Origin of the sequence: Aeromonas sp. QDB34, from assembly GCF_027705405.1 — a bacterium.
Classification (GTDB): domain Bacteria; phylum Pseudomonadota; class Gammaproteobacteria; order Enterobacterales; family Aeromonadaceae; genus Aeromonas; species Aeromonas hydrophila.
On the sequence record NZ_JAPDBT010000012.1, the window covers coordinates 29,393 to 54,344 of the forward strand.

General features: G+C 63.1%; 23 protein-coding genes and 1 pseudogene. 14 read left to right on the forward strand and 10 right to left on the reverse strand.

Translation table 11 applies throughout. The features are described 5' to 3' along the window. Positions 1–20: 20 nt before the first annotated feature. Complete coding sequence (gene fabV / locus OKC29_RS15795) at positions 21–1,208, reverse strand: enoyl-ACP reductase FabV (RefSeq protein WP_073352231.1); 1,188 nt, start codon at positions 1,206–1,208, stop codon at positions 21–23. A gap of 466 nt (positions 1,209–1,674) precedes the next feature. Between fabV and OKC29_RS15800 the strand changes: the two genes are divergently transcribed. Beyond that, positions 1,675–2,109: a universal stress protein gene (locus OKC29_RS15800; RefSeq protein WP_010635648.1), complete on the forward strand. Its 435-nt coding sequence runs from the start codon at positions 1,675–1,677 to the stop codon at positions 2,107–2,109. A 191-nt stretch (positions 2,110–2,300) separates the two neighbouring features. Then, positions 2,301–3,314, forward strand: coding sequence for a tryptophan--tRNA ligase (trpS, locus tag OKC29_RS15805; RefSeq protein ID WP_017410516.1), 1,014 nt, complete (start codon positions 2,301–2,303; stop codon positions 3,312–3,314). Here the strand turns inward: trpS and OKC29_RS15810 are convergent. Beyond that, complete coding sequence (locus OKC29_RS15810) at positions 3,293–4,267, reverse strand: LysR family transcriptional regulator (RefSeq protein WP_073352232.1); 975 nt, start codon at positions 4,265–4,267, stop codon at positions 3,293–3,295. The genes trpS and OKC29_RS15810 overlap by 22 nt on opposite strands. 91 nt (positions 4,268–4,358) lie before the next feature. Between OKC29_RS15810 and OKC29_RS15815 the strand changes: the two genes are divergently transcribed. Together OKC29_RS15815 and OKC29_RS15820 are read left to right on the forward strand one after the other, a co-directional pair. Continuing rightward, the gene (locus OKC29_RS15815; RefSeq protein WP_073352234.1) at positions 4,359–5,258 is read left to right on the forward strand and encodes a DMT family transporter; all 900 of its coding nucleotides are present in this window, start codon (positions 4,359–4,361) and stop codon (positions 5,256–5,258) included. After that, a complete protein-coding gene (locus tag OKC29_RS15820) occupies positions 5,243–5,404 on the forward strand; it encodes a hypothetical protein (protein ID WP_016348904.1) in 162 nt (53 codons plus the stop codon). The genes OKC29_RS15815 and OKC29_RS15820 overlap by 16 nt, the downstream gene beginning before the upstream one ends. 123 nt (positions 5,405–5,527) lie before the next feature. On the opposite strand, the gene OKC29_RS15825 is transcribed toward OKC29_RS15820, so the two are convergent. After that, positions 5,528–5,986, reverse strand: coding sequence for a DUF6314 family protein (locus OKC29_RS15825; protein ID WP_073352236.1), 459 nt, complete (start codon positions 5,984–5,986; stop codon positions 5,528–5,530). Positions 5,987–6,029: 43 nt separating this feature from the next. Between OKC29_RS15825 and OKC29_RS15830 the strand changes: the two genes are divergently transcribed. Continuing rightward, the gene (locus OKC29_RS15830) at positions 6,030–6,884 is read left to right on the forward strand and encodes a carboxylate/amino acid/amine transporter (protein ID WP_073352238.1); all 855 of its coding nucleotides are present in this window, start codon (positions 6,030–6,032) and stop codon (positions 6,882–6,884) included. A 7-nt stretch (positions 6,885–6,891) separates the two neighbouring features. Here the strand turns inward: OKC29_RS15830 and OKC29_RS15835 are convergent, their stop codons facing one another. Both OKC29_RS15835 and OKC29_RS15840 read right to left on the reverse strand, forming a co-directional pair. Beyond that, positions 6,892–7,755, reverse strand: a complete 864-nt coding sequence (locus OKC29_RS15835) for a GGDEF domain-containing protein (protein ID WP_162275804.1) — start codon at positions 7,753–7,755, stop codon at positions 6,892–6,894. Between the two features lie 70 nt (positions 7,756–7,825). Then, complete coding sequence (locus OKC29_RS15840; protein WP_011704082.1) at positions 7,826–8,539, reverse strand: 3-deoxy-D-manno-octulosonic acid kinase; 714 nt, start codon at positions 8,537–8,539, stop codon at positions 7,826–7,828. A 164-nt stretch (positions 8,540–8,703) separates the two neighbouring features. Between OKC29_RS15840 and OKC29_RS15845 the strand changes: the two genes are divergently transcribed. The 7 genes from OKC29_RS15845 to OKC29_RS15875 all read left to right on the forward strand — a co-directional run bounded on the left by OKC29_RS15845 (position 8,704) and on the right by OKC29_RS15875 (position 16,197). Then, the gene (locus tag OKC29_RS15845) at positions 8,704–9,786 is read left to right on the forward strand and encodes a glycosyltransferase family 9 protein (RefSeq protein WP_073352637.1); all 1,083 of its coding nucleotides are present in this window, start codon (positions 8,704–8,706) and stop codon (positions 9,784–9,786) included. A gap of 271 nt (positions 9,787–10,057) precedes the next feature. After that, positions 10,058–10,684, forward strand: coding sequence for a guanylate kinase (gmk, locus tag OKC29_RS15850; RefSeq protein WP_016348898.1), 627 nt, complete (start codon positions 10,058–10,060; stop codon positions 10,682–10,684). A 79-nt stretch (positions 10,685–10,763) separates the two neighbouring features. Continuing rightward, positions 10,764–11,039, forward strand: coding sequence for a DNA-directed RNA polymerase subunit omega (rpoZ, locus tag OKC29_RS15855; protein ID WP_005307060.1), 276 nt, complete (start codon positions 10,764–10,766; stop codon positions 11,037–11,039). Between the two features lie 137 nt (positions 11,040–11,176). After that, on the forward strand, positions 11,177–13,294 hold the full coding sequence (spoT, locus tag OKC29_RS15860; protein WP_011704079.1) for a bifunctional GTP diphosphokinase/guanosine-3',5'-bis pyrophosphate 3'-pyrophosphohydrolase: 2,118 nt from the start codon (positions 11,177–11,179) through the stop codon (positions 13,292–13,294). Positions 13,295–13,517: 223 nt separating this feature from the next. Beyond that, positions 13,518–14,261 carry a tRNA (guanosine(18)-2'-O)-methyltransferase TrmH gene (gene trmH, locus OKC29_RS15865; RefSeq protein ID WP_162275805.1) on the forward strand — a complete coding sequence of 248 codons (744 nt, stop codon included), beginning with the start codon at positions 13,518–13,520 and terminating at the stop codon, positions 14,259–14,261. Beyond that, on the forward strand, positions 14,251–15,291 hold the full coding sequence (locus tag OKC29_RS15870; protein ID WP_073352244.1) for an alpha/beta fold hydrolase: 1,041 nt from the start codon (positions 14,251–14,253) through the stop codon (positions 15,289–15,291). The genes trmH and OKC29_RS15870 overlap by 11 nt, the downstream gene beginning before the upstream one ends. Positions 15,292–15,384: 93 nt before the next feature. Continuing rightward, positions 15,385–16,197: a Cof-type HAD-IIB family hydrolase gene (locus OKC29_RS15875; RefSeq protein ID WP_029305093.1), complete on the forward strand. Its 813-nt coding sequence runs from the start codon at positions 15,385–15,387 to the stop codon at positions 16,195–16,197. Between the two features lie 47 nt (positions 16,198–16,244). On the opposite strand, the gene OKC29_RS15880 is transcribed toward OKC29_RS15875, so the two are convergent. The 4 genes from OKC29_RS15880 to OKC29_RS15895 are packed head-to-tail and all read right to left on the reverse strand — an operon-like array spanning position 16,245 to position 21,560. After that, on the reverse strand, positions 16,245–16,559 hold the full coding sequence (locus tag OKC29_RS15880; protein WP_073352246.1) for a hypothetical protein: 315 nt from the start codon (positions 16,557–16,559) through the stop codon (positions 16,245–16,247). 51 nt (positions 16,560–16,610) lie between these two features. Beyond that, positions 16,611–17,888: a sigma-54-dependent transcriptional regulator gene (locus OKC29_RS15885; RefSeq protein ID WP_073352248.1), complete on the reverse strand. Its 1,278-nt coding sequence runs from the start codon at positions 17,886–17,888 to the stop codon at positions 16,611–16,613. After that, positions 17,872–20,304: an ATP-binding protein gene (locus tag OKC29_RS15890; RefSeq protein ID WP_073352250.1), complete on the reverse strand. Its 2,433-nt coding sequence runs from the start codon at positions 20,302–20,304 to the stop codon at positions 17,872–17,874. Before OKC29_RS15890 ends, OKC29_RS15885 begins: the two co-directional genes overlap by 17 nt. Continuing rightward, positions 20,301–21,560 carry an ABC transporter substrate-binding protein gene (locus tag OKC29_RS15895; protein ID WP_162275806.1) on the reverse strand — a complete coding sequence of 420 codons (1,260 nt, stop codon included), beginning with the start codon at positions 21,558–21,560 and terminating at the stop codon, positions 20,301–20,303. The genes OKC29_RS15890 and OKC29_RS15895 overlap by 4 nt, the downstream gene beginning before the upstream one ends. 313 nt (positions 21,561–21,873) lie before the next feature. Between OKC29_RS15895 and OKC29_RS15900 the strand changes: the two genes are divergently transcribed. Both OKC29_RS15900 and pyk read left to right on the forward strand, forming a co-directional pair. Further along, positions 21,874–23,211 carry an MFS transporter gene (locus OKC29_RS15900; RefSeq protein ID WP_011704070.1) on the forward strand — a complete coding sequence of 446 codons (1,338 nt, stop codon included), beginning with the start codon at positions 21,874–21,876 and terminating at the stop codon, positions 23,209–23,211. A 67-nt stretch (positions 23,212–23,278) separates the two neighbouring features. Then, positions 23,279–24,285 (forward strand): annotated as a pseudogene (pyk, locus tag OKC29_RS15910) (pyruvate kinase); the annotation flags it as partial. 67 nt (positions 24,286–24,352) lie between these two features. Here pyk and OKC29_RS15915 read toward each other — a convergent pair. Continuing rightward, positions 24,353–24,862 carry an RICIN domain-containing protein gene (locus tag OKC29_RS15915; protein ID WP_123785057.1) on the reverse strand — a complete coding sequence of 170 codons (510 nt, stop codon included), beginning with the start codon at positions 24,860–24,862 and terminating at the stop codon, positions 24,353–24,355. Positions 24,863–24,952: the final 90 nt, after the last annotated feature.

Genomic DNA, 24,952 nt, shown 5'->3' on the forward strand with positions numbered 1-24,952 from the left:
CCCTCAGCCCCCCTCCTGGCTCAGGGCAGCAATTCGCTCAGCGAGGCCAGATCCACCGGCGCGCCGTAGTCGACGCCCGGCAGCTCGAAGCCGTTGAGCTGCATGAAGTCCTGGCGCAGCCCGGCAAAATCCCCCAGTGCGTGGAAGTTGTCCGGCGTTACCTTGGACCAGAGCGCCGAGACGGCGGCCTGAATGGCCGGGTCCAGTTCGTGGTCATCCATCCGGATCAGCCGGTTGCCGTCGGCCACCACCCCTTGCGGGCCGTACATCTTGGTGGCAAACAGCCGCTGCATCTGCTCGATGCAGCCTTCGTGCACGCCGCGCTCCTTCATCACCCCCATCAGCAGGCCCAGATAGACCGGCAGCACCGGAATATAGGCGCTCGCCTTGGTCACCAGCGCCTTGCAGACCGACACCCAGGCATGGCCGCCAAGCTCCGCCAGCTGCAGGTTGATGGTCTCGGCGGTGGCGTGCAGATGCTCCTTGGCATAACCGATGGTGCCGTCCCGATAGAGGGGGTAGGTGGATTCGGGGCCGATATAGGAGTAGGCCACGGTCTGGGCGCCGGGTGCGAGGCAATCCGCCTGCTGCAGCGCCTGCAACCAGAGCTGCCAATCCTCGCCGCCCATCACGCTGACGGTGTCGCGGATCTCCTCCGGGGTGGCCGGATCCAGCGACTGCTGCACCAGGGTGTCCTGTTCCAGATCCAGCCCCCAGCCGCTGAATGGCTGACCGGTGGTCTTGAGCACGGAGCGCACCTGCGTGCCGTCAGGCAACACCCGGATGCCGCTCGCCAGCGAGTAGATCACCAGATCCACCTGCCCCAGCTGCTGGCGGATGGTGTTGATGGCCTGCTGGCGCATTCCGGTGGAGAAGGCATCCCCGATCAGATTGATGGCGATGCGGCCGGCCTGCTCCGCCTCCTTGCGAAACCAGATGTTGTTGTACCAGCCGGCGCTGCCCGGCCCCTTGTCGGAGGGGCCCCGCTCGAACGACACGCCGACGGTGTCGGCCCCGGCTCCGAAGGTCAGGGCGATGCGCGATGCCAGCCCGAAGCCGGACGAGGCGCCCAGCACCAACACCCGTTTCGGCCCGTTGAACGGGCCCGCCGCCCGGATCCGCTCGATCTGCTGCAACACGGCGGCACGGCAGCCGATGGGGTGACAGTTGCGGGCGACGCAGCCCTGGATCTGTGGGTGAATGATCATCAAGGAGTCTCCAAGGAATCAATACGATACGCGAAATGACAGTCGCAGACCGGCCCGTATCCAAGCGGGAGCCGGTGTTCAATGGCCAGCGACGGTCTGCCAATGGAACTGGCTACAGCATAACCAAGCGAGACGGGATTACCTTGATGTCGGGCGGAATATCGGCGAGAAGGCGGCAGAAAAACAAAAGGGAGCGCGAGGCTCCCCAAAGCGGTATTCAGATGCTTTTTGTTGTTTTGTGTTCATTGCGAAGCACGGGCACATGCTATGCCTGTCATCGGCTGCGGGCAAGCCGGCGGATGTGACCTGCTTCAAACTCCTGTTCGATTTATAGCCAGTTTATTGGCTATCGTCGACGAAAAGCTCCATAGGAAACTCGTTTAAATCCCAAAACTGTGCCGGGGACACCATTTTAGTTTCAGCAGACATTGGTATAGTGGACTCAGGATCAGTGAGGAGAACTCCCATGAATGGAACCTATTACAAACACATACTGGCCGCGATCGACCTGTCGGAAGACAACCGCAAGGTGATCGAGAAGGCGGTCGACCGGGCCCGCTCCAACGGCGCCAAGCTGTCGGTGATCCATGTCGATGTGGACCTCAAGGATCTCTACACCGAGATGATCGATATCGACATCGACAACGTGCAGGATCAGGTGATCGCCGAAGCGAAAGAGAAGCTGGAAGCCTTCCTGGCCTCGGTGGACTACCCCATCGAGAAGAAGCTGGTGATCTGCGGTGATTTGAGCGAGCGGGTCAACCAGGCGGTCAGGGATTATCAGATCGATCTGCTGGTGTGCGGCCATCGCCAGAGCTTCTGGAGCCTGCTCACGTCGAGCGCGCGCCAGCTGATGAATACCGTGCCCTGCGATCTGCTGGTCGTCCCCTTGCAGAAGTGATCAAACAGGCGTAGTTTCATTTGCCATGAATATGACCTCATTCAATCACAACTACTGGTGGTGCTGCTCTTGAACAGGCGGCACTGCTTTTCTATGTAAAATTTTCCAAAGAAAACACCGTGACCGCCGAGAGGCGGTCATTGTTTTCATCCCTTTGTCGCCTCCCGGCCCACCCAACTGGAGAGAGTGACATGCACAACCCCGTTATCCTGACCGGCGACCGTCCCACCGGCAAACTGCACATCGGCCACTACGTCGGCTCGCTGCGCCAGCGCGTGGCCGCCCAGCACCATTACCGCCAGTTCGTGATGATCGCCGACCTGCAGGCGCTGACCGACAACGGCCACAACCCGGCCAAGGTGACCGACCACGTGCTGGAGGTGATGGCCGACTACCTGGCCGCCGGCCTCGACCCGGCCAAGACCACCTTCTGTCTGCAGAGCGCCCTGCCCGCCCTCGCCGAGCTGACGACCTATTACCTCAACCTGGTCAGCGTCGCCCGGCTGGAGCGCAACCCAACCGTCAAGGCGGAGATCCAGCAGAAAGGGTTCGAGCGCAGCCTGCCTGCCGGCTTCCTGATCTATCCGGTCAGCCAGGCCGCCGACATCACCGCCTTTCGCGCCACCCATGTGCCGGTGGGCGAGGATCAGCTGCCGATGCTGGAGCAGACCAACGAGATAGTGCGCCGCTTCAACACCCTGGTTGGCAAAGAGGTGCTGACCGAGTGCCAGCCCATTCTGAGCGACACCGGCCGCCTGCCCGGCATCGACGGCAAGGCCAAGATGTCCAAGTCCCTCGGCAACACCATAGAGCTCGGCATGTCGAGCGAAGAGATCAAGCAGGCGGTGTTCGCCATGTATACCGACCCCAACCACCTCAAGGTAAGCGATCCGGGTCAGGTGGAGGGCAATACGGTGTTCGCCTATCTGGATGCCTTCCACCCCGACAAGGCACTGGTGGCCGAGATGAAGGCCCACTACCAGCGCGGCGGACTGGGGGACATGCGTTGCAAGCAGGTGCTGAACGACTGCCTGCAGACCCTGCTCGCCCCGATGCGGGAACGGCGCGAAGCGGCCATCGCCGACAAGCGCCAGCTGCTGCGCCTGTTGCAGCAGGGCACCGAGCAGGCGCGCGCCCTGACCGACGAGGTACTGGCCGAGGTGAAGGGGGCGATGGGGCTCGACTACTTCGCCGGATTGAACTGATCCGCCCCGCGCTGCGCCGGGCTGCCGAGCGCATCCGCGCCGTAGCGCTCGAACGCCAGCCGGTGCAGCAGCCCCTTGAACCAGCCGATCGCCTCATCATGGGCGGTAAGCGGGTGGCCCGCCATCAGATAGACGATGGGGATGTCAGGGTCCAGCTGGTGCAGCCGCAACGGGTAGTAGCGGCAGAAGTGGCGCCCGATCATCTCGGGCACCACCACCAGATAGCGGCCGGTCGCCATCAGCGGCGGCACCGCCATAAAGCTCGGTAATCGGACACCCAGTTCACGCTCCACCCCGAAGCGGGCCAGCCAGAGATCCACCATGGCCTGACTGTGGCCCCAGCTGGAGGTGTGGATGTGGGGCCGGCTGACCAGCTCGTCCGGCCCCAGCACGTCAGGCAGTTCGCTGCCAACGGGCGACAGACAGACCAGCGGGTTGTTGAACCAGGGTTCGCGCCACAGCCGGGGCGAGAGGTGGTTGGCATCGGCGAAGCCGATCACCAGATCCAGCTCCCCCTTCTCCAGCTCCCGCTCGTAATCGCTGTCCGCCAGCTCGCACACCTCCAGCCGGCAGTGCGGGGCATGCCGGTGCAGCCGCTCCACCAGCGCTGGCACCAGGCCATGTTCCACCGAACCCGGAGTGGCGATGCGAAAGATCCGCCGCGCACTGGCGGGGTCGAACCCCTTGGCCTGCCGCAACCCCTGCTCCAGCATGGCCAGCGCCTGGCGCACCGGGCCGGCCAGCGCCTTGGCGCGCTCGGTCGGCATCATCTCGCGCCGGCTCATCACGAACAGGGGGTCATCCAGCGCCGTTCGCAGCCGCCCCAGCGCATGACTGACGGTGGACTGGGAGAAGTGCAGCCGCTCGGCGGCACGGGTGACGTTGCGCTCCTGCATCAACATGTCGAACACGGTGAGCAGGTTGAGGTCGAGGCGGGAAAGAGGCAGTTCCATCGATATTGGCCATGGTTGAATGACGACAATTCATTTTTGGCATAGTAGCAGATTGCATAGAATGCGCAGGTGAATTACATCGGAGATTAAAATGCGTAGCTATCTGTTGTTGCTGGCGATTGGCCTGTTGTGGGGCTCCCAGTTCATTTTCATGCATCAGGCCGTGACCGAATTGCCCCCCATCATGGTGGCAGCGGGTCGCGCCTTGTGTGGCAGCCTGACCCTGGGTCTGCTCTGCCTGTTCATGCGGCTCAAGAGCGAACACACCCCGTGGCGTACCTATATGCTGATCGCCCTGCTCGATGCCACCCTGCCCTTCATCATGGTGGCCTGGGGTCAACAGTATGTGGATAGCGCCATCGCCGCCGTGGTAATGGGTTGTATCCCGTTTGTCACCATCCTGATGGCACCCTTGTTGGTTTCCGGTGAAAAAATCACCAAGGGCGGTCTCGTCTCCGTGGTCATCGGCTTCGTCGGCGTGCTGGTGCTGTTCTGGCCGAAACTGGCCAGCGGAATGAATGCCGGCCTGCTCGGCGCCATGGCAATCCTATTCGGGGCCAGCTGCTTCGCCATCGGCCTGCTGATGATCAAGCGCTTCGCCAAGGACCACCCGGTGGTCGTGGCACGCAACATCCTGATCTCTTCGGCCATCCAGCTGATGCTAGCCGCACCGTTCGTCACCGATCTGAGCGCACTCACCATGCCGAGCCAGCATGCCATCGGCGCCGTCGCGGTGCTCGGGGTGTTCTGTACCGGTCTGGTCTACTTCCTCTACATGGCGCTGATCCAGAAGGCGGGCCCGACCTTCGCCTCCTTCAGCAACTACCTGGTGCCGCTGTTCGGCGTCATGCTGGGTGCCCTGTTCCTCGGCGAGCAGATCCAGTCCACCACCGGCGTGGCACTGGCCCTGATCCTGGGCTCGGTCGCCCTCAACCAGTGGGCCCAGCAGCGCCGCGTTCAGCGGGAGGCTGCCCTATGTCAGGCATCCTGACCACGCTCTGCGGCGGCCTGGTAGTGATCGCCGGTTGGCAGTATCGCCAGCGGCTGATGGGTCTGCTCGGACTGTTGATGGTGCTGCTGCCCTGGTTCTTCGACAGCAAGCTGCAAGCCATGCTGAGCTATGCGCTGAGTGCCTGACATCCGTCTCTGAATGTGTGACGAGAGTGTATCTCTCCTGTTTTTGGGACCGTTTTTCAAAAAAACCTCCGATTTGTCCCTTCTACCGGCGCTCTGCGCCGGTTTTTTTATGCCTGCCGCCCGTCACACCCGATAGCGATAACTCAGCCGCTCGTTCTTGCGCGGGCCAGTGATCTGCCAGCCGAGCAGAAAGCCGTCCCCGGTCGGCGTCAGCTCGGCGCTGTAGTGATCCTGGCCGCACAGGTGGGGCTCGGCGGTGAGCCAGCGACCATCCGCCTGAGGCAGCAGCTCGAACAGCACCACCGGCTGCTCGTAGCGCAGATGTGAGAGCCGGATCCCCCGCTCGCCACGCTGCCACCAGAAGCGGTTGTGCATGGTCAGCACCCGGCCATGGGGCGTGGTGTAGCGGCCGTGCTCGGCAAACAGCCAGCCACCCTGATGATCGGTCACCGTCACTTCCCCCTCACCACTGCCACACCAATCGGTGGCGGAGCCTTCCCCGTTGCTCGCGGTAAAGGCAAATGCTCCGATCTGTGGCAACTGGCGCCATAAACGCTGGATCAAGGCTTCCATCTCGGCCATCATAGCCCCCTTCAAAATTGACAACTGACGACAAATCAACCACATGAACTACTTGATAGGGGTTACCCTGCTCTGGTCATTCTCCTTCAGCCTGATCGGGGTCTACCTCGCCGGTCAGGTGGATGCCTACTTCTCGGTACTGACCCGCATCGTGCTCGCCAGCCTGGTGTTTCTGCCCTTTCTCAGACGGCGCTGGTTGCGACCCGACCTGGTGGCCAAGCTGATGGCCCTCGGCGCTACCCAGCTCGGCATCATGTATCTGTTCTATTACCACTCCTTCCTGCTGCTGACGGTGCCGGAAGTGCTGGTGTTCACCATCTTCACCCCTATCTACGTCACCCTGATCCATGACCTGCTGGAGCGGCGCTTCAAGCCCACCTATCTGTGGGGAGCCTTGCTGGCGGTGCTGGGGGCGGCCGTCATCCGCTTCGACGGGCTGACCGAAAGCTACGTACTGGGCTTCCTGGTGGTGCAAGGTGCCAACATTTGCTTCGCCATCGGCCAGGTCGGCTACAAGGTGCTGCTGGCACGGGAGAAGGAACAGCCCCCCCAGCTCGCCGTATTCGGTTGCTTCTATCTGGGCGCCCTGGTCGTTGCCCTGCCCGCCTGGTGGCTGCTGGGCACGCCGCAATACCCCACCAGTACCCTGCAGTGGGGCATTCTGTTGTGGCTGGGGATCGGCGCTTCCGGGCTTGGTTACTTCCTGTGGAACAAAGGGGCGACCCAGGTCAGCAGCGGTGTGCTTGCCATCATGAACAACGCCCTGATCCCGGCGGGTCTGCTGGTCAATCTGCTGCTGTGGGGCAAGGATACCGACCTGCTCAGGCTCACCCTGGGCGGCCTGCTGATGCTGGCCTCCCTCTGGGTATGCCAGCGTCATGGGGTAAGTGAGCGCTGACTAAAAATCAGCCAACGACGGTGTTGTGCTCCCGTCTGGCCTGACCGTGGCAGGTAGCCAGCCGGGCCAGCAGGTGATCGATCTGCTCGCCGGCCTGGCTCTGCACCAGGCCGATGCTGACGGTCACCGGTCGCTGCGGCAGCAGGCTGGCATCGGCGATCTCGAGCCGCAACCGCTCGGCAATCTCGAGGCCGCTCAGCCGATCGGTCTGGGAGAGCATCAGGATGAAACCGTCTTCGTCCCAGCGGGCGAAGGGGTCTTCCCGCCGCAGCTCGTGACGCACGATGCGGGCCAGCTTGGCCAGCATGGCGTCGCAGGCCACCTCGCCGAACAGCTGCTGGATCTTGGCCCTGTGGTCGACGCTGAATTGCAGCAGGCTGAAGCTGCCGCTCTCGCTGGCCAGTCGCTCATCGAGCAACAGCTCGAAATGGCTGCGGCTCTCCAGCCCGGTGAGGGGATCGGTGCCGTGTCGCTCCTCCACCAGCAGTGCCTGTGAGTCGAGCAGGCGCACCACCCCCAGCACCTGGCCGTGAACATCGCGCCGGGCCCGCTCTTCCAGCCGGACATAGTGACCGTCGTGATGCAGGATGCGGTATTCGAGCCGGATCTGGGCCACCCGCCCGCTCTGGCAGGCTGTCAACGCCTCCTGCAGGCTCCCCACGTCGTCGGGGTGCACCCGCTCCAGCCAGCCGAGATCGTCCAGACCGGTTTCGTTCAATCCCAGCAGCCGCAGACAGGAGAGATCCCGCTGCACACCCTGCTGCGGGCTCCAGCTCCAGAGCCCTGCCTCCAGCAAGGCGATGGCATCCGCCATCAGCGCCAGATCAAACCGGGTAATTGCCTCCCTGAGGGGAGCCTTGAGCATGTCCATCGAGCGCCTCGACACCGAATCTGAAGACCTTCTCAATAAGTAACATTGGCTCTCGCGCCGAGCAACAGGGTCAGCTCGCTTTTCCTTGATAGCCGTTCATCAGGGCCTGCCAGTTCTCCGGTACGAAGTGAAAACTGGTATGCAACTGGGACTCCTTGTTGAAGGAGCGCAGCAACCGTTCCAGGTTGGCCTGCTGCCAGTTGCCGGGGGAGCGGATGGCGCCCTTGTCGAAGTCGATCACCCACACCTTGCCCTCCTTGTCGAGCAGCAGGTTGTGGCTGTTGAGATCGGCGTGATAGACCCCGGCGTCGTGCAACCGGCGCACCGTCTGGCCCACCTTGTGCCACACCTCGCCGGCGATCGGCCCCTGCTTGAGCAGGGCCACCAGATCCTTGGCGCCACGGATACGCTCGATCAGGATGTCGGCCCGATAGAAGGGGCCCTGCTTGGCCATCCGGGCGGCAAACGGGCGCGGCACCGGCAATCCCTGGGCGCTCAACTTGGCCAGCAGCGTGTATTCGGCCATGGCACGGCTCGATTCAACCCCTTCGAACCAGAAGCGATCCCGCACCACCTTGCCCACCATGCCACCGCGATAGTAGTGACGCAGCACCAGATGGCGGGATTCATCCTTAACGAACCAGGTCACTCCGCGACCGATGGAAGACCCTACCACCTGGCGATGTGTCTGCCACCAGGCCGGATCAAACAGCTCGGGAGAAGGGTCGCGAAACGCCCCTTCGGCGTACCAGCAGATCTGGTTGTGTTCGGTCTGAATTTGCATTTTTGGCGCTTCCGGTCGGTCAGTCATGGCTACACAAGGCAAGGGCAGGCAACAGCAACACGGGCTTTGTCAGGGGCACCGGCTGCCGGTCGTGCGCAATTTTACAATCCACGGGGGAGTTTGCATAATGCCATCCATCCATTTTGCCACCATTGCGCCACATCATGCCGCTGTTCCAAACGCCGCCCTCCTCCATCTGCATCCTGCGGCTCTCCGCCATCGGCGACTGCTGCCACGCGCTGGCGCTGGTGCGCGTCATCCAGCGGGCCTGGCCGACGACCCGCATCACCTGGATCACCGGCAAAATTGAAGCGACGCTTTTTGCCGATCTGCCCGGGGTCGAAGTCATCGCCTTCGACAAGAGCAAGGGCTGGCGCGGCTATCGCGAGCTCTGGCAGACCCTCAAGGGGCGCCAATTCGATGCCCTGCTGCACCTGCAGGCGGCCATGCGGGCCAGCATCGCCACCCTCGGCATCAAGGCCAAGGTCAAGCTCGGGTTTGATCGGGAGCGGGCCAGCGACGGCCAATGGCTGTTCACCAACCACAAGGTGCCATCCCCCACCTCGCCCCACGTGCTGGACGGCTTTCTCGCCTTTGCCAAAGAGCTCGGCATCCAGGATCTGACCCCGGACTGGCAACTGCCCATCAGCGCCGAGCACCAGGCCTGGGCGAAAGAGAAGATCGACGGCAAGCCGACCCTGCTCATCTGCGCCGCTGCCAGCAAGGCATTCAAGAACTGGACAGCCGCCGGCTATGCCGCGCTGGCGGATCACGCCGCTGGCAGGGGCTTTCAGGTCTATCTGTGCGGCGGGCCGGCCAAACTGGAGCGGGATCTGGCCGCCGACATTCAACGGCTGAGCCACAGCAAGCCGGTGGATCTGGTGGGGCAGACCAACCTCAAGCAGTTGCTGGCGCTGATCAAGGAGGCCAGTCTGGTGCTAGCCCCCGATACCGGCCCCACCCACATGGCCACCATTGTCGGCACACCGGTGCTCGGCCTCTATGCCCACCACAACCCGGACCGGACCGGCCCCTATCTGTGCCGTGACTACGCGGTCAGCGTCTATCAGGAGCTGGTCGAGCAGGAGACCGGCAAACCGCTGGCCGAGCTCGGCTGGCGCACCCGCCTCAAGGATCCGGACGCCATGAGCAAGATCACCCGCGAGCGGGTCATCACCGCCTTCGACCGCCTCTGCGCCGATCGCCAGCTGACCGCCGGACAGCAACTCGGAATTTCCGAGCAGTGAAGCAGGGATAATCTGCTGGCCCACCCGCACGGTGGCAGGCAGAATGGCGGCTGATGTGGGTGACGCTCCCGCAGCAAGCTACGAATACTTTGATCGGCTGGAATATGATTCCGGCCGTTTTTTTATCCGCCACCTTCTGTTAAAATTCGCCGCCTTTACATCCCTCTTAATTCAAGAATTTTCCGCGTTTCGGATTTGGCTGTCTCCCTTTCGGGCACAAGACGGCGGCCTCTGCTACAACCAAAACACGGTCTCGCTTAAAGGTACAGACATGGCGCAACAAGGCACTCTCTATATCATCTCCTCCCCGAGCGGAGCGGGTAAATCCAGCCTGCTCAACGCCTTGCTGACCCAGCACAACAGCGCAGGCAAGATGCAGCTGTCGGTTTCCCACACCACCCGCGCCACCCGTCCCGGTGAAGAGCACGGGGTGCACTACCACTTCGTCAAGGTGGAAGAGTTCAAGGCGCTGATCGAGCGCGGCGACTTTCTGGAGTGGGCCGAGGTGTTCGGCAACTACTACGGTACCTCCCGCGCGGCCATCGAAGCCTGCCTGGCGCAGGGGATCGATGTGTTCCTCGATATCGACTGGCAGGGCGCCCGCCAGATCCGTGAACAGATGCCGACCAAGTCCATCTTCATCCTGCCGCCCAGCCGCGAAGAGCTGGAGCGCCGCCTGATCGGCCGCGGCCAGGACAGTGCCGAGGTGATCAAGGGCCGGATGGAGAAAGCCATTGCCGAAATGGTGCACTATGACGAGTATGACTATGTCATCATCAACGAAGACTTTGAGCAGGCACTGTTCCAGCTGAGGGCCGTCATCGAGTGCCAACGGCTGGAATTGCGCCAGCAGCAGCAGGCCCAACAAAACTTGCTGCAACAGCTACTGGCAGAATAGGCCAAAAACAAGTAAACTTTTGCGTCATTTTTAAACACCGCTTTTTTAAACCGAGAAAGCCCAAACACTGGAGTCCTGCATGGCACGCGTTACTGTAGAAGATGCTGTAAAACAGGTAGGTAACCGTTTTGACCTGGTGCTGGTCGCCGCCCGCCGCGCCCGCCAAATCGCGGTTCAAGGCAAAGATCCCCTGGTTGACGAAGAGAACGACAAGCCGACCGTGATCGCCCTGCGCGAGATCGAACTGGGTCTGGTGAACAACCAGGTGATGGACACCCAGGACCGTTACGAGCAGCAAGAGCAGGAAGCCGCCGAGCTGGCTGCCGTTGCTGCCATCGCCGAAGGCCGCGGTTAAGTCAGTTATTTCTTATAGTCGGCGCCCGCCCGGGTGCCGACTGTTCTCCCCCATTTACAACCGCTCGAAAACCTCGCAAACTCAGGACTATACCCTCTATATCCACGGATTGCCGTTTCACCGCTGCGGGGACTGTCTTGTATTTATTTGAAAATCTTAAAGAAATAGCCAGTTCCTACCTGCCACCCGAGCAGGTGGAGAAGCTCAGGCAAGCCTATGTGGTGGCCCGTGATGCTCACCAGGGACAGATGCGTTCCAGCGGCGAGCCCTATATCACCCACCCGGTTGCCGTTGCCCGCATTCTTGGCGACATGCGCCTCGATCATGAAACCCTGATGGCCGCCGTGCTGCACGACGTCATCGAAGATACCCCTGTCACCAAGGCCGATCTGGCCGAACTGTTTGGCGATGCCGTCGCCGAACTGGTAGCGGGCGTCTCCAAGCTCGACAAGCTGAAGTTTCGCGATCGCAAGGAGGCCCAGGCCGAGAACTTCCGCAAGATGGTGATGGCCATGACCCAGGATATCCGGGTCATCCTGATCAAGCTGGCCGACCGAACCCACAACATGCGCACCCTGGGCTCCCTGCGACCGGACAAACGCCGCCGCATCGCCCGGGAAACCCTCGAGATCTTCGCCCCCATCGCCAACCGCCTCGGTATTCACACCATGAAGAACGAGCTGGAAGAGCTGGGCTTCGAGGCGCTCTACCCCATGCGCTCGCGCGTGTTGCGCGAATCGGTGCGCCGCGCCCGCGGCAATCGCCGTGAAATCATCGACTCCATCCAGAGCGAGATTGAAGGCCGGCTGCGCGAGGCAGGCATCGAATCCCAGGTCAGCGGCCGCGAGAAGAACCTGTTCTCCATCTACAACAAGATGGAGAAAAAAGAGCTGCAATTTCATGAGGTAATGGATATCTACGCCTTTCGTGTGAGGGTGAAGGACATAGATACCTGTTACCGGGTGCTGGGCCAGATGCACAGTCTCTACAAGCCCCGCCCCGGCCGCTTCAAGGATTACATCGCCATCCCCAAGACCAACGGCTACCAGTCGCTGCACACCTCCCTGGTGGGGCCGCACGGGGTACCGGTGGAGGTGCAGATCCGCACCGAATTCATGGATCAGATGGCCGACAAGGGCGTCGCCGCCCACTGGGCCTACAAGCAGGATGGCGACAGCTCGGGTACTACCGCCCAGATCCGCGCCCAGCGCTGGATGCAGAGCCTGCTCGAGCTGCAGCAGAGTGCCGGCAGCTCCTTTGAATTCATCGAGGGGGTCAAGACCGACCTCTTCCCCGACGAGATCTACGTGTTCACGCCGGAAGGGCGCATCATGGAGCTGCCCGCCGGGGCCACCCCGGTGGACTTCGCCTACACGGTGCACACCGACATCGGCCACGCCTGCGTCGGTTCGCGGGTCGATCGCCACCCCTATCCGCTGAGCAGCCCGCTGCACTCGGGCCAGACGGTGGAGATCATCACGGCGCCAGGGGCTCGCCCCAACGCGGCCTGGCTCAACTTTGTGGTGACCACCAAGGCCCGCTCCAAGATCCGCCAGTTCCTCAAGAACCTTCGCACCGAAGAGTCGGTGGTGCTGGGTCGCCGCCTGCTCAACCATGCGCTCGGCGCCAAGAACATCGAAGACATCCCGGAGCCGCGCATCAAGCAGGTGCTGGCCGACACCAAGCACGAGAACCTGCAGGGCCTGCTGGCCGACGTGGGCCTTGGCAACGCCATGAGCGTGATGGTGGCGCGCCGCATGCTGGGGGATGAGCTGCCACCGGAAGAGCAGCCCAAGTCCAGCAGCAAGAAGATGCCGATCAAGGGTGCCGACGGCATGCTGGTCACCTTCGCCAACTGCTGCCGCCCGATCCCGGGGGACGCCATCATTGCCCACATCAGCCCGGGCAAGGGCCTGGTGATCCACCAGGAAGCCTGCCGCAACATCAAGGGCTACAGCAAGGAGCCGGACAAGTACCTGCCGGTACAGTGGGAAGTGGACAAGGAGCAGGAACAGGAGTTCCGCACCGGCATCAGCATCGAGATCGTCAACCACCAGGGCGCCCTGGCGGAGCTGGCCAACGTGATTGCCGCCACCGGCGCCAACATTCACGCCATCAGCACCGAGGAGAAGGATGGCCGGGTCTATCTGGTCACCCTGCTCATCACCACCAAGAGCCGGATCCACCTTGCCAACATCATGCGCAAGATCCGGGTGATGCCGAACGTGCTCAAGGTGAGCCGACAGAAAAACTGACCACAGGCGGCGCAAGCCGCCTGCTGCTTTTCAAGAGACAAGCTTGGCCCACCGCCGCAGGCACACCCGTTCAACTTGGCGAGTGGACAAGCCCGCTTCGGCAGAGCCGGCATGACAGCGGAACGCATCAAACGAATTTACGACAGGCTGGCCCGGCGCCAGCCCGATTTGATCCTGTGCATGCAAGCGATGCGTGCACACACCTCACGACATAGAAACCGATATGACTCCTGAACGCTTCAAGCGCATCACCGACATGCTGGCCCAGCGCCAGCTCGATCTGACCGTCTGCATGGAAGAGGTCCACAAGCCGCACAACCTGGCAGCCATCGTACGCACCGCCGATGCCATCGGCATCCATCGGGTGCACGCGGTCTGGCCCAAAACCTGGATCCACAAGCGCAAGGGTACCGCTCGCGGCAGCCAGAACTGGGTGGACGTGAAGCTGCACCCGGACATCGGCAGCGCGGTGGCCGAGCTGAAAGCCTCCGGCATGCAGATCCTGGCGACCCACCTCTCCGACAGCTCGGTGGACTTTCGCGCCATCGACTACACCAAACCCACCGCCATCCTGGTGGGCCAGGAGAAGCACGGCATCGGCGAAGAGGCGCTGGCGCTGGCCGATCACCATATCGTCATCCCCATGGTGGGCATGGTGCAGTCTCTCAACGTCTCGGTGGCTGCCGCCGCCATCCTCTATGAGGCCCAACGCCAGCGCGAACTGGCCGGCTGCTACCAGCGCGGCTGCCCGCTCGACCAGGAGGAGCAGAACAGCATACTGTTCGAGGGGGGCTACCCCATCTATGCCCAGCTCTGCAAAGAGAAAGAGATGCCCTACCCCCAGCTCGGCCCGGCCGGCGAAATCCTGGCAGACGAGCAGTGGTGGCAGCAGATGCAGCTGACGCGCAAAGGATGGGCCGCCCAGCAATCGGGTGACCCCTCGGAAGAGTACGCTGATGAAGCTTAACCACCTGCCCTTGCTGGCCCTGACCCTGTTTTCTGCCGGAGCCCTCGCCGTGAACAATCCCTATCAGCTGACGCCGGAAGCCGACGTCGCCACCCTTCATCAGCAGACCCTGCCCGACTTCTGGCGCCAGCACGCCGTCGAGAGCGCCTTCAAGGGCAAGGACGGGGTCACCATCCGCTATGCCGCCCTGCGCCAGGCCAAGGTCGATCGCGCCATCCTCATCGTCAACGGCCGGGTCGAAAGCTACCTCAAGTATCAGGAGCTGGCCTGGGATCTGTGGCGTCAGGGTTACACCCTCTACCTCATCGACCACCGCGGCCAGGGCTTGTCCGATCGGCTGCTGGCCGACCAGGAGAAGGGATATGTCGACCAGTTCGACGATTATGTACTCGATCTCAAGCAGTTTCATGACGAGGTCATCGCCCAGGACCAACCCGCCAAGCTGTTCCTGCTGGCCCACTCCATGGGCGGCGCCATCTCGGCCCGCTATCTGGAGCGCTGGCCCGATGATATCGAGGCGGCCGTGCTCTCCTCCCCCATGATGGGCATCAATCTCGGCGGCCTGCCCAAGTGGCTGGCCAAGGGGCTGGCAGCCACCATCGGCACGGTCGGCGGCTGGCTGGGCGAGCCTCCCTACGGCCCGGGTCAGGGCCCGTACGAGAGCCACGACTTTGCCGACAATGGTCTGAGCCACAGCGAAGCCCGCTATCAGGCCTTCCGCGAGCTCTATGAGCAGCGCCCGCAGATCAAGTTGGGGGGTGCCACCGCCCACTGGATCTATCAGGGGCTGACAGGGGCGGACGCCGCCGTGGCCGAGGCTGGCGCCATCAAGACGCCTCTGCTGCTGCTGCAGGCTGGCGACGACGGCGTGGTGGACAACGCCGCGCAGGATACCTTCTGTGCGCTCGCTCGCTGCGAGGGAGGCAAGCCGCTGCGCATAGAAGGGGCCTGGCACGAGCTGTTCATGGAGGCCGATCCCCAGCGCCAGGCCGCGCTCAACGCGACTCTGGCCTTCTTCGCACGCTACTAGCGGCTGGTTATTTTTTGTATCCCTAAATAAATGGGGTCGCGGGAGCGGTTGCTGTACACTGCTCCCGCTTTCATTCGTAACCCCGAGGTGATGATGTATAAGGTCGTTGTATCCGATCTCGATGGCACCCTGCTCAACGGGCAGCACCAGATCTCCCCCCGCACCCGCGATACCCTGCACCGTCTGGTGGATCAGGGGATCAAGTTCGTGGTGGCCACCGGCCGTCACCATGTGGATGTGCGCAGCATCCGCGACACGCTCGGGCTCGACATCTATCTCATCACCTCCAATGGCGCCGTGGTGCACGACAAGCAGGATCAGCTGATCTTCAACCAGGCCCTGCCGGACAGCGTGGCGGCCGAGCTGATCGCGCTGGAGCGCGACCCCTCTATCCACATCAACCTCTACTACGGCGACGAGTGGCTGGTGGAAGAGGAGATGCCCTGGCTGCTGCAGTTCCATCATGAGTCCGGCTTCAGCTATCGCCTGACCGATCTCGCCAGCCACCCGCTGGACAAGGTCAACAAGGTGTTTTACATCGGCGAGCACGAGAAGCTGCTGCAGATCGAGGCAGAGCTGAACCAGCGTTATGGTGATCGGCTCAACGTCACCTTCTCCCTGCCGGACTGCCTCGAGGTGATGCACGCCGGGGTCCACAAGGGCAATGCCGTGCGCGCCGTGCTGGAGCAGCACGGGCTGGAGATGTCCCAGGCGGTGGCCTTCGGCGACGGCATGAATGACTTCGAAATGCTGAGCATGGTCGGCCGCGGCGTGGTGATGGGCAATGCCCACGACCGGCTCAAGCTGGCGCTGGCCAACCACGAACAGACCCTGAGCTCTGACGAGGATGGCGTCGCCGTCTATCTGGAGCAGTTGTTCGCCCTGCAGGGCGTCAACGTCGCCTGAGACAAGGCGCCATGAGAAGCTCTGCGGCTCATGGCGCACAACCCCATTCAGCGGCTGAAGCGATGGCCGCAGACCCCGCAGCAATACTGGCGGGACAGGCGTCGATCCAGGGTACGCCCCAGCCACCAGCCCAGCCCTCCCCCTATCAATCCACCCAGCACGGCACCACCCAACGCTCCCGCCAGGGCACCGACAACAGTGCCGACACCGCCCAGCACCGAGCCCGTTGCGGCCCCCACCCTGGCAAGCGTAGCGGCACAGGCATAGCCGCCCGCAGCCCCCAAGCCCAGGGCGCAGGCTCGCTTCACCCGTTCATCCTCGATCCGTGCTACCCCTTCACTCATGCAGTGCGGGCATCTCATGGTGTGCTCCTGTGCTGATAACCGTCTGAACGACTCGACCGGCGGCCGGGCTCAGGTGGCCGGCTTGAACCGATCCTTGTCGAGCTGGTGCTTCTTCATGCGCAGATAGAGCTTCTTGCGCGGAATGCCGAGGTACTGGGCGGCATCGGTCACCCGGCCGGAAAAGAGGAACAGGGTATCCTCGATCACCCGCCGCTCGAACTCCTCCACCAGGTCGTCCAGCGGCTCCTTGCCGCTGGCCAGGGGGATGACCTGCTCCGCGCCGGCCAGCTTGACGATGCCCACCGCATAGAGCTCGGCCACGTTGCGCAGCTCGCGCAGGTTGCCGGGCCACTGATGCCGCTTGAGCGTCTCCAGATAGGCGCGGTCCACCGCCGGCACCGACCGGCCGATGCGCTTGCAACCCTGCCGCAGAAAAGCCCGGAACAGGGGGATGATGTCACAGCTGCGCTCCACCAGCCGGGGCAGCTTGAGCCGCACCTGGGAGAGGAAATAGTAGAGCTCCGGCATCAGTTGCTGGCGCTCCACCAGCGCCTCCGGCGACTCGTCAAACAACCCTATGGTACGCAGCGACTTGCTCCCCTTGCGCTCCTGATCCAGCAGGTGGTTGCCGAGCCAGCGCTGGCAGTCGGCACTCAGGCGGGCCGGGGATTGCAGCACCAGGGTCCCCTGCCCCGCCTGTGCCAGGCTGGCTTGCACCTCGGCCAGGCTGGGGGCCGAGACGCAGTCGTGCAGCTGGAAGACTTGCTCCCGACGGGCGCTGATCCGGTGCAGCAGCCGGGCCAGGGTGTGACGCCCCGAGCCGGCAGGCCCTTCCAGCAGCAGGTCCTTGTCGGTCTGTGCCAGCTGGTTGAGCTGGCTGCGAAGCGTCACTATCTGTGGACTGGTGCCGATCAGCTCGTCATCCACCGTCGCCTGGATCTCGCTGCGGCGCGCCAGCACGGCGCTGCGCTGTCGGCAGGCCCGCTCCAGCAGGCCCAACAGATCTTGCGGATTGAGCGGTTTCTCCAGAAAGTCGAACGCCCCCTGCTTGACCGCCCGCACCGCCAGCGGAATGTCCCCGTGACCGGTGATCATGATGACCGGGATCTCGGCGTCCAGCGCCTGCACGCTGGCCAGCAGGTCCATGCCGTTCATGGCCGGCATGTAGATGTCAGAGACCAGCACCCCTGGCCACTGATCCGCCAGCAGCGCCAGCGCCTCGTGGGGCGAAGTCGTCGCCCTGGGGTGGTAGCCGGAGAGCCGCAGCAGGTGGCAATAGGATTCCAGCACGTCCTCGTCATCGTCCACCAGCAGCACGTTGGCAGGACGGTTAGCGGGCAACAACATCGATGGCGTTCTCCTCGTTCTGATGGGCGACCGACCCGGCAGGGTCGGCCAACGCAAATTCCATGATCACCATGGCGCCGCCGGTCAGCGCCGATCCCAACATGATTTCGCCGCCACAACGGGCCAGCAGGGAGCGACAGATGGTCAGCCCCAACCCCAGTCCAACCTCCTTGGAGGTGGTGAAGGGGGTGAACAACCTCGGCAGAATGGCCTCGCTGAAGCCGGCGCCGCTGTCGACCACCGCCAGCCGCAGCCGGGCCTCGCTTCGTTCCAGCAACTGCAGCCGGATCTCGCGCCGCGCCAGCCCGGCCACCGCATCCAGACCGTTCACCAGCAAGTTCACTAGCACCTGCTCCAGCAGCACGGGGTCGGTCTCGAGCCAGAGTCCGTCCGGCAATTCGTTGCAGAGGATGCAACCATCGCGCTTTGCCCGCGTCTCCAGCAGCAGCATGGCCTGCTCAGCCAGCGACCCCAGCGCGAGCCGGACCCGCACCTCCTCGGCCGGCGACTTGCGGGCAAAGTGGCGCAGGGCGTTGATGATCCGACTCATGCGCCGCCCCAGCTTGTCGAGCTTGCCCAGATCCTGGTCCAGCGCCTGCAGCTGACCGGCGGCGAGCGCCGTCCGGCTGGTGTAGAGGTAGGTCATCATCGCCGACAGCGGCTGGTTCAGCTCGTGGGCCAGGCTGGTCATCGCCTGCCCCACCACCGCCATCTTGGCCGCCTGGATCAGCTCATCCTGGGTCTGCAGCAGGGTGCGCTCCGCCTGCTGGCGCTGCACCACCTCCTCCGCCAGCAGCCGGTTGTTCTCGGTCAGCTCGCGGGTCCGCTCCGCCACCCGCAGGCTGAGCTCCCTGGCCGTCAGCTCCTGGCGGGTGACATCCGTGATGGTGATGATGAACCTGTACCCGCGCCCCTGCTCGAAGCGACGCAAGTTGAGGTGCAAAAAGCGGGGCGTCTCACCCAGCCCACAGGCCAGGGTACACTCACTGTGGCCGAACCGGTGCAGCGGCTGGCCCGCCCTGAACTGATCGGCCAGCACCGCCCTCGCCTCTGCCGGGAAGGCCTGCCACAACGGCTGGCCCGGTTCGACGCCGGTCTGCCGGAACAGGGTGAGCGCACTCGGGTTGACCGACTCTATGGTGCCATCTGGATGGCAGGTGATGAGGCAGGCCTGGGTGTTGCTGATGAGGTTGAGGGCATTGGCCCGCTCCATCTGCTGCAACTGCAGGCTGAAGTGGCGCAGGCTGTCGCCCAGCCGGCCGATCTCGTCCCGGCCGCAGGTGCTGACTGGCACGTCCAGCCGGCCTGCCGCCACCCTGTCCAGCTCCTGTCCCAACAGGTCGAGCCGCTTGATCAGCCGACGGCCGATCAACACCACCAGCACGAAGATGCTGAGCAACAGGGTGAGTGCCAGCACCACCAGGATCACCAGCTTGCCGGTCGCCACCAGCTGGCTGCTGTCCTCCCCCAGCGCACTGAGGGAGCGGTTGGCGTCACTCACCATCAGGCTGACCCGCTGGTGATAACGCGATACGGCGTCGTCCAGACGGGGCCGCAGGGCCGTCAGCTGCTGGTGGGTCAGCACATCCGCCAGCAGCAGCCGGTGCAGCGGGCCGTCCGGCTTCACCAGGGTGATGATATCCTGCAGGATCTGACGATAGCTCACGGTCGAGGGGTACTCCGCCAGCCGCGAGGTCAGCGCGTCTATCTCGTCAATCTTGTAGCCGATGAACAGGAAGGCACTCTCCAGATCCTGCTGATAGCGCTGGGCGATCACCTCGCCCACCAGCGACTGCAGCTCATTCTCCTTGAAGGTGAGATCCTGCAGGGCGGAGAACTCCTTGATGACGTTGCCAAATTCGCTCATGTCGTCCGGGCTGGCCACCATGCTGGTCAGATGCCACTCCACCTCCTGCAGCAGAGGGGCGGCATCATCCACCAGATCCTGGTGCAGCCAGTTGCTGCGCTTCTGCAACTGCTGCAGGGTTTCGGCGTGATCGATCTGCTGCTTGAGATAGCGCCCGTGATCCGCCACCAGCGCGCTCAACTCCTCGAACGCCTGGCGCTGCGAAGGTGTCTGATCCCCTGGGGTGCCCAGCAGGTAGGCGCGCTGGATGTCCCGCAGGGTGGTCGACACCGCGTTGGAGAGGCGCTGGTACTGCACCGGGTCCCGGGTATCGCGCAGCTGGGCCAACAACAACAACAGGCGGGAGCTGGCCCGCTCCAACTGGTAGGCGCCGTCGATGGCGGGCAGGCTCTCTTCCACGATGAGGTGGATCTGCCGGCCCAACCGATCCCACATCACATAGGCGGCCATGCCCATGGCACCGGTCAGGGCCGTGATGGTCACGAAGGCGAGGATGAGCCGCCGTCCCAGGCTGCGCGGCATGGCCAGCATGCGCCCCAGCCGACTCATGGTCTGGCTGCCTCTTCGACCAGGCGCTGCGCCTCGTGCAGGCTCACCTCAGTTGCCTGACGCCACTGATGCATCACCCGCTCCGCCTGCGGATTGCCCTGCTCCCGGTCATAGAGGCCGTCAAACAGCGCCAGCAACGCCGGATCCTGCGCCTCCTGCTCGCTCAGCGGCGGCGTGCTCGCCTTGGCGATGGCCTGCTCCAGCAGCGCGACCCGCCAGGGCTCGCCATGGGTATTCAGACCGTTGATTCCCTGCCAGGTCATCTTCAGTCTGGGCAACTGCTGGGTGATGGTCTGCTCGAACAGGGCCTTGAGCAGACCGGCCCGCCGATAGAGCAGCGCCTTGTCGGTGACATAGCGGGTCTGCCGGGCCAGCCGGGGTTGGCTCAAGGTGGCCTTGGCCATGCCGGGGGTCGCGATGATCGCTTGGCCGCGCTCGGAGAGCAGGTACTGGATGAACAGAGCCGCGCTGGCCGGCTGGGTGCTGTGGCGCGCTACCCCCAGGTAGGTCGGCAGGATCACCGAGTCGGGCATGATATTGAAGCCGACGTGATCGAAGCGGGCCTGACTGTTGAGGGCGTAGCTGTCGATCACCAGGCCGGCCCCCGCCAGACCCCGGTTGATGCCGTCGCTCACCCCGAAGCTGCGCGCCGTGATGGCCGACAGGTTGCCGCCCAGCCGCATCAGCAGGGCCCAACCCTGCTGCCAGCCATATTGCTGCAGCACGCTCTCTACCATCATGTGGGTGGTGCCGGACTGGGAGGGCGAGCTCATCATCACGTGCCCCATGAAGAGCGGGGACGCCAGTTGCTGCCAGGTGGTGGGCAGCGGCAGCTGATATTTGGCCAGATAATGGCGGTTATACATGATGCCGCTGCTGGAATAACCGACCACGGCCACTTTATTGCCCAGCCCGAGAGTATGAGGAGCGAGCCATTTGGGCGGCATAGTTTCATTTGGCAAAGCAGCCAGCAAACCGGCTTTGTCCAGCGTGTTAAAAAAAGTCGGCGATGACGACATGATAATATCGACTTTCGGTGCACCGGCTTCCGTTAATAAACGCAGGGAGGGAATAGTGCGCCGATAAATAACCTCGATCCGGATCCCGGGATATTGTTCGGCAAAGCCCTCGATCACCGCCTTGACCGGCGCCTCAGAAAAGGAAGTAAGCACCGTCAGCGAGGCGGCCTGAAGGGTGCTGAATGGCAACAAAACACAGCCCATGAACAGGGCCAGCCGGCGGAAAAAGAGGTGCATGACTATCGGTCGACTCGCGCTTTAATTCAGGATTATGTGCAGTACATCTAATATTTGGCACATGCCATTATTTTTATTTCCACGAGGATGAGCCAGTTCTGACTCATTATGCCTCGGCATGCCGCTATTGTTATTCATCGAATATCAATAGGACAGTTCAAATATGTCATTTTTGACTCATGGTTTTCCCATGATTGAGTCAGAGTTGACCCATATCCGGCTTTTTGCCGGCTGAATTTCTCCCTTCATATGATGGCAGCCGCTATCAGAGCTCCCTCTGAAACCAAGCTGCCAAATATAAACGGAGAACCCCATGTTCAACTTTTTCAAGACGCGAGCCGACCTGCCGGTCATGGAAGCCTCGCCCGATAAAATCCGCTCCATTTACCGCAAGTACCAGTGGCAGGTCTTCCTGGGTCTGGTACTCGGTTACGCCATGTTCTATGTCGTGCGCATGAGCCTCAACGTGGTCAAGAAGCCCATGCTGGACTCCGGCGTGGTGACCCTGGAAGAGCTGGGGGTCATCGGTTCCGCCTTCCTGTTCACCTACGCCGTCGGCAAGTTCTCCAACGGTTTCCTCTCCGACTACGCCAACATAGGCCGCTTCATGTCGGTCTCGCTGGGGCTCTCGTCCATCTGCACCATCCTGATGGGCATGAACACCGCCACCTTCTTTCTGGTGCTGATGTGGGGCCTGAACGGCTGGTTCCAGTCCGTCGGGTCCGCCCCCTCCTGCGTCTCCATCTTCCAGTGGTTCTCCCCCAAGCAGCGGGGCTCGGTCTACTCCATCTGGGGCGGCTCACGCAACATAGGGGAAGGCATCTCCTGGATCCTGACCGCCACCATCGTCAGCTACTTCGGCTGGAAGGCCGGTTTCATCGGCGCCGGCATCGCCTCCCTGATCGCCGCCCTGTGCATGTATCTGGTGCTGAAAGATCGCCCGCAGACCTACGCCCTGCCGGAGCCGGCCGTCGCCTTTGGTGAAACACCCGAGATTGCCAAGAAGGTGGACCCGGCCGAAATCCGCCGCGCCCAGCTGTTCGTGCTCAAGCAGCCCGCCGTCTGGCTCATCGCCGCCGCCTGCGCCTGCATGTACATGTCCCGCTACGCCATGAGCTCCTGGGCCGTGCTCTACCTGCAGGAGCAGAAGGGCTACAGCCTGATCGACGCCGGCTTCGCCATGTCGGCCTATCCCATCGCCGGTTTCCTCGGCGCCATTCTGGCCGGGATCATCTCCGACAAGCTGTTCAACGCCAACCGCCACATCCCGACCCTGCTCTACGGCTTGGCCAACGTGGCCGGCATGTGCCTGATGTTCTGGGGCCCGCAGAGCCGCATGATGGATGCCGTCGCCCTCGCCCTGATCGGTTATGCCATCGGCGGGCTGGTGGTCTTCCTGGCCGGTCTGACCGCCTGCGACCTGATGCCCAAGACTGCAGTGGGCGCCGTGAAGGGCTTCATCGGCCTCTGCTCCTACATCGCCGCCTCCATCCAGGAGCTGGTCTCCGCCGCCCTGATCAAGACCAGCGAGATCGACGGCGTCACCCACTACGACTTCAGCAGCGCCCAGTACTTCTGGCTCGGAGCCTCCGTGGTCTCCATGCTGCTCGCCATGACGGTGTGGAACGCCAAGAAAGTCGTCAACCACTGATCCCCGTTCAGCACAAGGGTGGCCCGTCGGCCACCCTTGTGCATTTTCCTCGCAACAGGAGCATCCCATGCGCAAGACCAAAATCATCGCCACCCTGGGCCCGGCCAGCTCATCCGCCACCATGGTGGAGCAATTGATCCAAGCGGGAGCCAATGTATTCAGGCTGAACTTCTCCCACGGCAGTCCGGAGCAACACCTGGCCCTGGCGGCCAAGATCCGGGCCTGCGCCGCCCGCCTCGACCGCGAGATAGGCATCCTCGCCGACCTGCAGGGCCCCAAGATCCGCATCGCCAGCTTTGCCGACGGCAGCATCCGGGCGACCCCTTCACCATCGATGCCGGCCTGGGCAGCCACCAGGGCGATCAATCCCGGGTCGGTACCGACTATCCGGCGCTGGCCGGCGAACTGCAGACGGGCAACATCGTGCTGCTGGATGACGGCCGCATCCAGCTCTGTGTGGAACAGGTGATCGGCGAGCGCATCGAGACCCGGGTACTGGTCGGTGGTACCCTGTCCAGCCGCAAGGGCATCAACGTGCTGGGCGGCGGTCTGAGCGCTCCGGCCCTGACCGACAAGGACAAGGCCGACATCCTGACGGCCCGCCTGCTCGAGGCCGACTATATCGCCGTCTCGTTTCCGCGCAGCGCCGCCGATCTCGAAGAGGCCAGAACCCTCATTCGTGCCAGCGGTAGCCGGGCGGCCATCGTGGCCAAGGTGGAACGGGCGGAGGTGGTGGCGTCAGTGGCCGCCATGGATGAGCTGATTCACGCCGCCGACCTCATCATGGTGGCGCGTGGGGATCTGGGGGTCGAGATTGGCGATGCCAGACTGCCCGGCGTGCAGAAGAGGTTGATCCGGCGCTGCCGGGCGCTCGGCCGCCCGGTCATCACTGCTACCCAGATGATGGAATCCATGATTGCCAGCCCCATGCCCACCCGGGCCGAGGTCATGGATGTAGCCAACGCAGTCATGGATGGCAGCGATGCGGTGATGCTGTCGGCCGAGTCGGCAACCGGCCGTTATCCGGTGGAAGCGGTCGCCGCCATGGCCCGCATCGCGCTGGCCGCCGAACAGGAAATGGAACCGGCAGGGCATGGCCTCGCGGCCAGCCACGGGGAGCTGGCCAGGTTGGCCTGACGCCCTACCAGATGAGGCTTTTCAGGTTCAGCTTGTCGAACATGCTGCCCTTGTTCTGCCATGCGAAGCTCTGGTTGGCCCCGCCGAAACAGTCGGCCAGCCGCAGCGGGGTGCCCGGCTTGTGACGACGGCCGGCCACATCCAGACAGCGGTCAGCCTTGCTGTTGAACAGCCGATCTTCCTGCCACTGCCATTGCCGGCTCTCATCCTGGCACTCGGCCATGGTCAGCTCGCTCACCCCTTTGGCCACCAGGCAACGCTGGTCAAGCTGCAAGGCACCGGCATCCCAGCTGAACTGCTGGCGAACAGTCTGGTCGCAAGGCTGGGTGATCAGCTGATTGTGGTCATTGAGGGCCACGCAGAATCCGGCATCGGTTACCAGCGCAGAGGTGGCAATACTCTGCATGGGGGCAGCCCCCATCAGGATCTCGTCGGGTTTGGGTTTGTATGAGCAGCCGCTGAGGGCCACGACAACCAGCGCCAGTGTACTGACGCGCAAAGAATTTGGGTGCATATGACATGTTGGCCTGAATTGTGTTCAATAACGCCCACTTGCCGTGGGTCTGCGTCCCAGCATACCCGAAGCGACAGCGAGAAAGTGCCA